Origin of the sequence: Methylobacter sp. BlB1 (assembly GCF_015476545.1) — a bacterium.
Classification (GTDB): Bacteria; Pseudomonadota; Gammaproteobacteria; order Methylococcales; family Methylomonadaceae; genus Methylobacter.
In genome coordinates this window covers 1-12,173 of the sequence record NZ_JADMKV010000054.1, presented here as the reverse complement: position 1 = coordinate 12,173, position 12,173 = coordinate 1, and the positions used below count along the sequence as shown (strand labels likewise).

Annotated in this window: 8 protein-coding genes; all 8 read left to right on the top strand. The window is 43.2% G+C overall.

The window, feature by feature from the left end:
* The first annotated feature begins 101 nt into the window (after positions 1–101).
* The 8 genes from IT781_RS16945 to IT781_RS16910 all read left to right on the top strand — a co-directional run bounded on the left by IT781_RS16945 (position 102) and on the right by IT781_RS16910 (position 11,716).
* The gene (locus IT781_RS16945) at positions 102–1,115 is read left to right on the top strand and encodes an acyltransferase (RefSeq protein ID WP_194971363.1); all 1,014 of its coding nucleotides are present in this window, start codon (positions 102–104) and stop codon (positions 1,113–1,115) included.
* 239 nt (positions 1,116–1,354) lie between these two features.
* On the top strand, positions 1,355–3,310 hold the full coding sequence (gene asnB, locus IT781_RS16940) for an asparagine synthase (glutamine-hydrolyzing) (protein ID WP_194971362.1): 1,956 nt from the start codon (positions 1,355–1,357) through the stop codon (positions 3,308–3,310).
* Positions 3,310–4,353, top strand: a complete 1,044-nt coding sequence (locus tag IT781_RS16935) for an EpsG family protein (RefSeq protein ID WP_194971361.1) — start codon at positions 3,310–3,312, stop codon at positions 4,351–4,353. Before asnB ends, IT781_RS16935 begins: the two co-directional genes overlap by 1 nt.
* Positions 4,354–4,371: 18 nt before the next feature.
* A complete protein-coding gene (locus tag IT781_RS16930) occupies positions 4,372–4,980 on the top strand; it encodes a YdcF family protein (RefSeq protein ID WP_194971360.1) in 609 nt (202 codons plus the stop codon).
* A gap of 346 nt (positions 4,981–5,326) precedes the next feature.
* A complete protein-coding gene (locus IT781_RS16925; RefSeq protein WP_194971359.1) occupies positions 5,327–6,466 on the top strand; it encodes a glycosyltransferase family 4 protein in 1,140 nt (379 codons plus the stop codon).
* Positions 6,467–7,660: 1,194 nt separating this feature from the next.
* The gene (locus tag IT781_RS16920) at positions 7,661–8,101 is read left to right on the top strand and encodes a low molecular weight protein-tyrosine-phosphatase (RefSeq protein WP_194971358.1); all 441 of its coding nucleotides are present in this window, start codon (positions 7,661–7,663) and stop codon (positions 8,099–8,101) included.
* A gap of 106 nt (positions 8,102–8,207) precedes the next feature.
* Positions 8,208–9,359, top strand: a complete 1,152-nt coding sequence (locus IT781_RS16915) for a polysaccharide export protein (RefSeq protein WP_228779232.1) — start codon at positions 8,208–8,210, stop codon at positions 9,357–9,359.
* 86 nt (positions 9,360–9,445) lie between these two features.
* Positions 9,446–11,716 carry a polysaccharide biosynthesis tyrosine autokinase gene (locus IT781_RS16910; RefSeq protein ID WP_194971357.1) on the top strand — a complete coding sequence of 757 codons (2,271 nt, stop codon included), beginning with the start codon at positions 9,446–9,448 and terminating at the stop codon, positions 11,714–11,716.
* Positions 11,717–12,173 lie beyond the last annotated feature (457 nt).

Below are 12,173 nucleotides of genomic sequence, written 5' to 3'. Positions count from 1 at the left end.
CACATAGGCTATTATCCATGCCCCCACCTCCTACATTTTCGTTAATCTGAGATTACAGCCATTACAATTAAAAATAGTTTTATTTAGGAGCAGCCATCTTAATGGTCAGATCACAAGTTCAAAGTTTACAAGTATTTCGAGGTTTTGCAGCACTTGTGGTGGTGGCACATCATTCTGCCCTAAGTACCGATGCATTTGTTAGTAGACTTCCAGATTCCGCCAAAACGCTGTTTGACATGGGGCATCTCGGCGTTGATTTCTTTTTTGTACTCTCTGGTTTCATTATTATGTATGCTCACATGGATGACGCTGCTACATTAACTGCATCAAAACGTTACGTATTAAAGAGGCTCTCTCGTATTTACCCTGCTTACCTCCCTGTTGGTATGGCACTGCTCGTGCTATATGCGGTAATGCCTGATCTATCGGCTTCTGGTGGACGTCATTACAGCTTGATCAGTTCTCTGCTGTTGTTACCTGCGGATAGTCGACCCGCACTTTCAGTGGCTTGGACATTAGTACATGAGTTAATGTTTTATCTCGTGTTTGTGCTGTTTTTTGTGTCGCGGCATTGGTTGGCTGCTGGCCTTCTTGCATGGGCCGCCTTAATTTTTCTAGTTAATTACTGGTATACACCCACAGGTTGGCTCCGATATCCATTAAGCCTCATGAATATTGAATTCATTCTGGGAGTTGGGGCCGCATGGGTAGTCCGTTACCAAATTTCATATAAAAAAGCCGGATGGATTGCAGTATTAGGTGCCGCAATTGCTATATGTGCGCTGTTATTGATGACGCAAGAGAATGGGTTGTACCTCCGCTTGGTGCTCGCTATGGGTTTGGCGTTGGTGATTGTAGGTTTCACTGTGCATGAACAATCATCTTTTTTGGGTTGGCCCGCTTTGTTGCTAATTCTTGGCAATGCCAGTTACTCGATTTATTTGATTCATAACCCATTGCTGTCCATCACTCAGCGGGTTGCAGGACGGATGCAATTGACATGGCCACTCGCTATGATTTTGGGCATAGTGCTCAGCTTGTTTGCGGGCTGGCTCTATTACCTGAGCGTAGAACGAACAGCTTTGCGGTTTTTCCAACAGCGTTTGAGAAGGTAAACTTTTAGCTTAATACGGGGCAATTTAATGTTAGGCCGATCTGCAATAGCAGATCTCGCTTAGCCATATGCTCACCTTCATTGATCTGTTTCTCGCATCCATAGATTCTCAATTCCGGCAATACCTGGCTGAGTGGCGAATATGTAATGCGCATAGATATCTACTCATCTAATGAGGTTCGAATTATGAATCAAATGGTGAAATTTAATTAATTCAAAATTCCTTAAGGTAAATAATTAATGTGTGGATTGACTGGCTTCTGGCAAGCCAAGAATTTTTCTGCAGGCACAGCATCTATTATTGCAGAACAAATGGCTGATCGTATCATTCATCGAGGTCCGGATGATGCCGGCATATGGGTTGATGGAGATTCGGGCATTGCACTGGCTCATCGTCGCCTGGCGATTGTTGATCTTTCCCCTGCAGGCCATCAGCCTATGGTTTCGTCTTCTGGGCGCTATGTACTGGTTTTTAATGGTGAGATTTACAATCATCTCAGCTTGCGTGCGGAACTAGAAAAAATTAACAGCCGAAATTGGCGCGGGCATTCCGATACGGAAACGCTACTGTCGGGATTTGAAGCCTGGGGCATTGAAGCAACGCTGCAAAAAACAGTGGGCATGTTCGCCATTGCGCTATGGGACAGACAGGAAAAAACACTGACCCTGGCGCGGGATCGCATGGGCGAAAAACCGCTTTATTATGGCTTTCAAAATAGCACTTTTCTGTTTGGTTCAGAATTGAAAGCGCTTAAAGCGCATCCTGACTTTGTCGGTGAAATTGACCGTGATGTGATTTGCCTCTATCTCAGGCATTGCTATATACCGGCGCCCTATTCCATTTATAAAGGCATTCATAAACTGCTGCCTGGTTCCTATCTTCAGCTTCCGCTTAATCAGGACTTCAATCCGTTAACTACGCTAACGCCTAAAGCTTACTGGCGTTTGGAAGATGTTGTCGAAAAGGGTCTAGCGCAACCTTTTGCAGGCTCGGACACGGAAGCCATCGCGGCCTTGGATGCGCAATTGAAGCAGTCTATTGGTCTGCAAATGATGGCGGATGTGCCTTTGGGTGCTTTTCTGTCAGGTGGCATCGATTCATCGACTATTGTGGCGTTGATGCAGGCGCAGTCGAGTCGTCCGGTCAAGACTTTTTCGATCGGCTTTTCTGAGGTGGGCTATAACGAAGCCGAATATGCCCAGGCCGTCGCTGCACATCTTAAGACAGACCATACGGAACTTTACGTTTCGCCGGCTGATAGCATGCAAGTTATACCCAAGCTTGGAAATATGTATGATGAGCCTTTCGCCGATTCTTCTCAAATCCCTACCTTTTTAGTGGCGCAAATGGCGCGCGAACATGTCACGGTATCTTTGTCCGGCGATGCGGGAGACGAACTTTTTTGCGGCTATAATCGTTATATACTGGCTGATCAATGGAGTAAGGTTTCCAAAGTGCCCTTCGGGATTAGGCAGGCAACAGGCCGCTTGATAAGTAAGATAGGTCCAGCTGCATGGGAAGGTATTTTTCAGCAAGTTGGCAAAGTTGTGGATTTGCCTGCCAATATGGGGCAAAAACTCGACAAACTGGCGATACGGCTAGAGTCCGCAGACCGTGTTGAAGATTTGTACTATAGTTCGGTATCTGAAATTAAACATCCGGAACAAGTGCTTATTAACGCTAAAGAACCTTTAACCTGGCTTGTTAAATCCGGACTCAACATGTCATTTTCTGATGCCAAGTTGCATATGATGTATCTAGATGGCATGACATACTTACCTGGCGATATTTTGACCAAGGTTGACCGCGCTGCAATGGCTGTCAGCTTAGAAACACGTGTGCCCTTTCTTGATCAGAATATCATTGAGCTGGCTTGGTCACTGCCTTTATCGATGAAGTTTCGTGGCGGTCAAACTAAATGGTTATTAAGACAGGTACTGTACCAGTATGTACCCAAACAGCTTATCGAAAGACCTAAAACGGGATTCGGCATACCGCTGGGTGAATGGCTGCGGGGGCCGCTTCGGGACTGGGCTGAAGGTTTATTAAATGAAAATCGTCTCCACCAAGAAGGTTTTTTTAATGTGTCGTTTGTACGTGAGCTATGGCAGGAACATCTCTTAGGTAAATGTAATGGGCAAGTTTTGCTTTGGAATATATTGATGTTTCAGGCGTGGCTGGAAGGTGAGCGCTAATGTTCGGCTATTGGGTGCTTATTGGCTTACCGATTTTGCTTTCGTTTGCGGTATTACCCAAAAAAATTCTCAACTTGTGCCTATCTGTAATAGGTCTAGTTTATATCCTGTTTATAGGACTTAGATATGAGGTGGGAGCAGATCGATGGGCTTATGCTGCGATGTACGACAGCATAGCTTCTTTATCTTTGAAAGAAGCATTGTCATATACGGAGCCTAGTTTTGCAGCACTTAATTGGCTATTGGCAAAAATGGATGCCGGGGTGTATTGGGTCAATTTTATCGGATCCATTTTTTTTGTTTCCGGACTTATCCGATTCGCAAAAACAACCCCCTTACCCTTTCTTGCCTTAGTTGCTGTAACCCCTTATTTGGTTATTGCTATCGGCATGAGTGCGGCAAGGCAATCTGTCGCAATTGGCTTGGTTTTCCATTTGATGGCCAGTTGGCGGCAAGGGTTGTTCACTAAATTGTCGTTCTCAACCGTAGCAACTTCTTTTCATTACAGTGCCCTCATGTCTTTCATCTTTGTGCTGCAAAGTATAAAAATGCCTGCATGGCTTAAAGGGATTCTGTTAATGGTTGGTGCAGTTGCCGCTTACCCCGTTTTAAACGCCACAGAAGCGGTTGCTAAATATCAAAAAACCTATTTGGAAGACAATATTGTTTCATCCGGTGCATTGATGCATGCTTTACTGAATGCTGTTCCTGCTATGATTTATTTAATATTCATGCGTAAATGGAAAATCAAGTTTGGGGAGAGTGATTTACTGCCTATGCTCGCTCTCTTAAGTATTTTAAGTGTTTTCGGTGTACCAATTTCCTCTACAGGAATAGACCGACTTGCACTGTATTTATCGCCGATCCAGATGATAGTTTATGGATCTTTACCTTTCCTGTTTGGCCGTCAATATAAAACAACGCTGTCTTCAGTCATCATCGCTCTTCACATGGTTATTCTGTTCTGGTGGTTAAATTACGCGAATACCGCATCTGGTTTTGTACCTTACAACAATTTGATCCTTCACTGGCTGGTAGATTAACCCTATCTTGCGGCTTTAATGAATAAGCATTTCAATGGATATTTTCAGCTTATTGTCGGTTTTTGTTTAGGAGTCCTGTCAGTTTGTGTTGCAGGAGCTTGCTTTTTGTTACTGGTTGACCGCTGGCTGGTGGTTGATAATGAACCGGTTAACACTGATGCTATTGTTGTTTTGGGTGGTGGTGGGGCGAGTCGCTTACGCAAAGGACTCAGTCTGTATAATCAGGGATTTGCCTATCAATTATTATTAGTCGATGAAAAGGCCAGTGACTGGTCACACATTACTCATCATCTTTGCAAAGACTGCGTATTAGATAGTAAAAATGTAGTTATTCTTACGGGTTCAACTTCTACTTTTACCGATGCCAGCATAGTTAAAGCCTACTGCCTTGAGCATGGTATTAAATCCTTTTTGGTCGTTACTGACCCCTATCATACACGCCGGGTTTCGTTAACTTTTTCGAATGAGTTTAAACAAAGTAACGTTTCATTTACCGTAATAAGCTCTGACGATTATAATTTTTTGCTTTCTCCTGGAAATCACTGGTGGTCGGATCAAGCTACCCTGGAAACAGTTTGGCTGGAAATGATTAAGTGTGTTTATGTTATAGCATCGCTCCCGCACTGAATATACCATTCAATGGTTTCTTTCTTCATCGCAATGCGCAATCGACATTGTACTCTTAACTTCTATCGACATTAATTATCATATATATCAATTTTTAACCATATTTGACAAATTTATTATATTTGTCTTTATAATATGCGAACAGTCGCATAGTTAATTATTTCAGATCACCATCAATCAACATCGCTGAGATGTTTTATATGCAAGACATCCATGCATTTTATTTTTGTTGCATATTGATCGCTCCGGTTGGTGGTCGATAACACCTGTTATAAATGCATACTTCCTATCAAGTTGATTTTTGCAACCTCAAGCTCATCGTTTGGTTAAAATTTAAGAAGGGCTAATGAAAATTCTAATTTCGCTCAACACAGCCTGGAATTTATTAAATTTCCGTGCAGGCCTCATTCGCGCCCTGGCTGCAGAAGGTTATGAAGTCGTCGCCGTAGCGCCCTACGACGACCACGCCTTACAGCTTCCTGACCTTGGCTGTCGATATTTGCCGTTAGAAATGGACAACCAAGGCACACATCCAGGGCGTGACGCCTTGTTGTTTTGGCGTTTCTTGCGCTTGTTTATGCGTGAGCGGCCCAATGTCTATCTGGGTTACACCGTCAAGCCGAACGTGTTCGGATCACTGGCTGCCCGTGCACTCGGCATTCCTGTCATTAACAATATTGCAGGCCTTGGGGCTGTATTCATCAGGGACGGATGGCTTGTCAAACTTGTCCGCAGACTTTATCGCTTAGCCCTGGGCCGTTCGGCGAAAGTATTTTTCCAGAACGATGATGACCGCCAATTATTCACGACGGGCGGACTGGTTCGGGTTGAAATCACGGATCTTTTGCCGGGTTCCGGCATTGATTTGACTAAATTTTCGGTAGCTCCGAGCCATTCCCTAACCGGCACAGATCGGAAATTCCGTTTCTTGTTGATTGCCAGAATGTTATGGGACAAGGGAGTTGGGGAATATATTGAAGCGGCCAGAATAATACGCCAACGCTGGCCGCAGGCTGAGTGTTGCTTGCTTGGGTTTGTGGATGTCCAAAATCCCGCTGCAATTTCCCGTGAACAAATGGATTCATGGGTAGAGGAAGGGATTGTGAATTATCTTGGAGTGAGCAATGACGTGCGCCCTGAAATAGCGGCAGCGGATTGTGTTGTTCTGCCCTCCTATAGAGAAGGCACGCCGCGTGCTTTATTGGAAGCCGCCGCCATGGGCCGGCCTATTATTACCACTGATGCAGTAGGCTGCCGCGAAGTGGTTGATGACGGGCGTAACGGCTTTCTTTGCAAACTGCGCGATGCCGGGGACTTGGCAGAAAAAATGGAGCTTATGCTGTCGCTCAGCGATGAGCAACGGCGTGAAATGGGACAGCGTGGCCGTGAAAAAATGGAACGCCAATTTGACGAGCGGATTGTCATCGAGAAATATCTGAAGACTATTCAGGACATTCTGTCACGGCAAACAGCGCAGTCAAACTGACGCTGCATTATTGGGTAGGAGTTTGCTGAGCATTTTCCGGCATTTGAAGGATGGCTTATCCTCTATATTGCATCATGCTCAGCAAGGGCGCTTTTCTTTAAGTAGCATGCGATGTTTCCTTGCATGCCTTTCAATCGAGCAGAAATTCGCCGCAGCCAGACGGCTTGCAGGTTAAGTTGTTAAACCGATCCTCGTCGCCTGAACAGGGATGCGTGTGTGTAGGTAGGTGCGAATTCATTCGCACTACAGAGGCCTGTACACGGGCTTTTATCCCAGGTCGAATGAATTCGACCCTACAATTTACCATCGCACTGGCGTTACTTTTTAAGCCCGTCTCAATTCAGCTGATGCGTAACATCAGCTATTCAATGCCTTTTATCATACTCAACTTTGAGTGGCCCCATATTTGTCAAATCTATCACTTTTAAACGAAAATTGGCGTATATGTTGTATTTTTCGCTATAATATCAGAGTCGCATAATTCAATTATTTAGGTTGCCGTTAGCCGGCATTTGTTGAAACACCTCGTATGCAAGGCATTTATACATAGGCTGAAGAGGTGAGAAAAACCAATCTGATAATTGAGAGCTTATGATTATAAGGATTGCAGTTTTAGAGAGGTAATGGATTTGCTTGCATCAACGCCAATCAAAAATCTCTCTTCTGAAGAGGAATCTCGGTTTCAAAAATTGAGGACTAGCCAAAACAAAATGCCTATTTATCCTTGTATAATATGTCTCTATGTTTTTCCGTAACATTATTAGCTGCTTAATGTCAAGGCCTAGTGTGACCAGAGGCGTAGAGCTGGCTGCCCAAACCGTGAGAATTCCAAAGGAGTTTCCCCTAGCCAGAGTTCAACAATCTGCTTTAGTATTTTCTCAACTTCCACAAGCATTAATCAAGGTTGGCTTTGGCATCGATAATATTGGGATCATAAACAGATATTCAATATATCGGTCTGGCTCATATTACAACATTCTAATAAAAATGCATTAAAACGTATATTTCTAAATCATTAAAAGGCTTTTTACAATTTCTCACATGAGTTAATAGTATTAAAAATAATTAATGCAACCAACAAACTAAATAATATTGTTGCTTATTAAAACAATATAAAGCCGCTAATATCTATTTTATAAAAGCAAAATTTAATCATATTCAGCATAATTAATAATAACCAAAAATAGGTATTACATGTTTAGCAATATACTTGTTGTCTGCGTAGGAAACATATGCCGTAGCCCAATGGCAGAAAGCCTTTTAAGAAAAGCCCTCAATGATATTGATAAAAAAAACTGCATAGTCAGCTCGGCCGGCCTTAATGCGCTAGTTGGCAAAAAACCGGATTCTGCGGCTTGTCAATTAATGCAAAGCAAAGGCATAGACATTTCACTTCACCGGGCCTGTCAGCTGAATAAGGAAATGATCAGGAAATCCGATTTAATTCTGGTGATGGAATCGTCCCATAAAACATCTATTGAGGCCGAAGAGCCTACTGCAAAAGGCAAAGTATTTAGATTGGGGGAATGGGGCGGATTTGATATACCGGATCCTTACAAACAGGATCTAAAAGTCTTTGAATCGACGTTGAAGTTAATTGAGCAAGGAGTGGCTCAATGGATTGAGAAACTATAAATTATTGTTATTTATTATCAAAAAATATGCATACCTGTAACCATGACAATTCGCATGCAAAGATATGCATTTAAGTTCACATGCATCAAGAAAAATTAAACTGATTATGTTACAAAAATTGTGTTCCAGCCTGCTAGTCTTAATTACCACCGGATGTACGGTTATACCGGGCATGCATATGAACCCGTTTTCCGATAAATCCAGCGTGAATTTACCGGTTACGGAAAATAATGAAACGCTGCTTAAAAAGCTCAACATTAGAACCATTACCGCGCAGCTTATTGTTGATTTAGAAAAAAACATCAATAATCGCAGTTTAGGACCGAATAACGTTGCCAATCATTATTTTGATTACCGGATTGGTTCAAATGCCGTGCCCGGAACTCCCAATAAGGAGCCTTATACCCAATATATCGTCGGCCCCAGGGATATTCTTAACATTACCGTTTGGGAACACCCTGAACTGACAATTCCGGCCGGTGAATTCCGCTCTGCCGAATCAGCAGGAAATGTGGTCGGTGAAGATGGCACTATTTTTTACCCTTATGCAGGTATCGTAAAAGCCGCAGGAAGAACTGTCGAAGATATCCGTGCCGAGTTGATTCAGAAATTATCAAAATACATTGAAAACCCGCAACTGGACGTTCGGGTGACCAGTTATCGAAGCCAGCGGGTTTATGTCGTAGGGGAAGTCAATCAGCCCGGAATTCAGACCGTGAAAGATATCCCTCTCACTGTCCTTGAAGCGATCAACAATGCCGGCGGAGTCAAGACCGAAGCCGACATGCGCAATATTACGCTTACCCGGGGGGGCAAAACTTACAAAGTCAATCTCCTCGCCCTTTATGAAGGCGGAGACACTTCTCAAAATGTCATGCTTAAACAGGGCGATGTGTTGAATGTCCCTGATAACAACTTCAACAAAATTTTTGTACTGGGCGAAACAGAGGGCAGCTCGCGCAGTATATTCATGAACAAGGGCCGCATGACCTTGACCGAAGCGCTCAGTGATGCCGGCGGTGTGGATCAGGAAAAATCAGATCCTGCGCGAATATTCGTCTTTAGAGGCGGCATGGGCAAGCCGGAAATCTTTCATTTAGATGCAAAGTCGCCGGATGCGTTATTGCTCGCGGATCGTTTCCCCCTGCAGCCGCGCGATGTGATTTACGTAGACCGGGCCGAAGGTATCCGGTGGAATCAGATTGTTTTACAAATTGCACCGACCATTGCCTTGTTAAGAATAGCTACCATCTTTTAAAAATAGAGCCTTTATGGCGGCGTATTTAAAGAATACGCTACTATTTTGAATTTACTTTAAAATATTAAGATAAAAACCCGTATTTAATGTCAACTATACCATTTAACAAGAGCCCTTCCCCTGCCAGTTTTTTCAATGAAGAAGAAAACGATGAAATTGATTTGGGTGAATTATTAGCCACGTTGATAGAAAACAGATGGCTAATTATATCTACAATATTATTTGCATTAACGATAGGGATCTCTAAAACTTTTCTTGATACGCCTGAGTACAAGAGCAATACCATGCTGCAGATCGTGGAAAATGCACCGTCTCTCGGTGAGTTGGAACCATTATCCGGATTGGTAGAGAACAAAAAGCCCATCATGGCGGAAATTGAAATTATCAAATCCCGGATGATATTAGGGGAAGCCGTTAAAAATCTTAATCTTGAAATAATTGCCAAGCCCCAATATTTCCCGTTTATTGGTGAAGCGATCGCAAGACATTTTCAGCAAAACAATGTCGAGCAAATTTCCACCCCCTTATTCGGTCAATCCCACTATGCCTGGGGGGGTGAAATTATCCAGGTCGATACCTTAAAAATTCCGTCAAGCTGGTTGAATAAGAAACTGACCTTAATTGCCGGTGAACATGGCCGCTTCAAATTAATGAACGAGGAAAAAATCCTTCTTGAAGGCGAGGTCGGCAAATATGCGACGCAGCAGTTAGAAGGAACTCAAGACAGCATTTCCATATTTGTTTCTCAATTAAAAGCCAGACCGGATACCCAATTTATAGTCATGCGCCAATCGGAATTGAACGCAATTGGCCAGTTGCAACAGCGGTTCGAGGTAACCGAGAAAATTAAAAGTACAGGAATTCTTGAATTAACGCTGGAATCTCCAAGCCCACAAGCGGCCGCAAAGATTGTTAATGAAATCGCCAATATTTACGTACGGTTAAATGTTGAACAAAAATCGGAGGAAGCTCAGAAAAGAATAGAGTTCCTTGACAAGCAATCGCAGTTCATCAAGGATCAATTGCAGGAAGCCACGGCCAATTTAAACAACTATCAGGCTCATAAGGGTTCAATTGATTTAACCATGGAAACCCAAGGCATCTTAAGCGGTGTGGTTGAGAAAAAAACCCAATTGACACTGCTGCAACAGAAGTATGAAGAGCTTCGGCAGAAGTTTACTGAATCGTATCCTTCCGTTATTGCCATACAAAAACAAATGGATATTCTGCAAAATCAAATCGGTGAATATGAGCGAGAGGTAAAGAGCCTGCCGGAAACTCAACAGACTATTTTGCGATTATCAAAAGATGTTCAGGTCAATAGCGAACTGTACATGAGCCTGCTTAACAATTCCCAAACACTGAAAGTTGCGAAAGCCGGCGCAGTCGGTGATGTTCGGATTATTGATGAAGCTATATTGCCCACAGTGCCAATCAAGCCTAAAAAAATATTGATCATTGCAATTTCCTTAATAGCAGGGTTAATAATAGGCGTTATCCTGACATTTGTACGAAAATTCCTTGACAAAGGTATTGATAGCTCCAATTTAATTGAAAAGTATCTCAATATTCCTGTTTATGTGACTATTCCGCATAGTGCTGAACAAACCAAAATTGCCAAGCAAAAAAATGGTCCATCCAAGATTTTAGCGCTGGATTTTAAGGATGATCTGGCGATAGAAAGCCTTAGAAGTTTGCGCACCACGTTACACTTCGCTTTTCTGGAAGCTAAAAATAATATAATCATGATTACCGGCCCCAGACCTGGCGTTGGCAAATCATTCGTATCCCTTAATTTGGCAATAGTTTTGGCTGATGCCGGAAAAAAAGTCTTATTGATAGATGCTGACATGCGCAAAGGACTGCTTAATAAAGCCTTTGGAATCAAAAGAGAAGAAGGGTTATCCGAATTAATTTCCGGCGTGATAGTGCCAAGTAAAGGAATTCGTCATATTGAGGCCAGCAATATCGATTTTATTACCACAGGCGACATTCCGCCTAATCCCTCGGAGCTGTTAATGCACGAACGGTTCGGACAGTTGCTGGAAGTATTTAGCAAACGATATGACCATGTAATCATCGATACACCGCCTTCACTGCTTTTAACGGATGCGTCCATAGTAGGCAGACTAGCTAGCGTGACGCTGCTCACTCTTAAAGCCGGCATACATTCCAAACAAGAGCTGGAACAATGCACTAAACGATTAGCTCAATCAGGAGTACAGGTAAAAGGCATCGTGCTCAATGACCTGCCGGAAAGATCGCTTGGCAACAATTACGGTTATGGTTATGGCTATGGTTATGGGAAAGATTTTTATAAAAACTATAACTATAAACTGGGACGCGCCTTAAATTAAGCCTGAAGGCGTTAAGCGCGAAATTGAGCAGCGCCTGGCAACTTCACGAACCAGGCGTTTTCAGGATTATGAAAAAGTTTGTCGACGAAATCAGCGCTTTGTAAGGGCGAATTCACTTGTGCCCCTTGCGGGTTTCGCCCAGGGCGACTACCAACAGTAGGCGCTTCGCCTAGAGCGCCTACTGTTGGTAGGCGAAGTCGCCCTCACACCTGTTGTTCTATAAAATTCAGGGAAGTTATTTCTCGCCTCATCCTTAACACTATTGATTATCGGTGCAATAATCAATAGTGCCCCGTCTTGCTTCTACTTGCTTGCCATCATCGCAAGAGAAACGCTGGTTAATCAACTGAGATGTTGTTGTACATCAGGTACCAGTCCACAAATTTCCCAATGCCTTTCTCGATGGGCGTATTCGGTTTATACCCCACATCTTCTACCAAGGCTTCCACATCGGCAT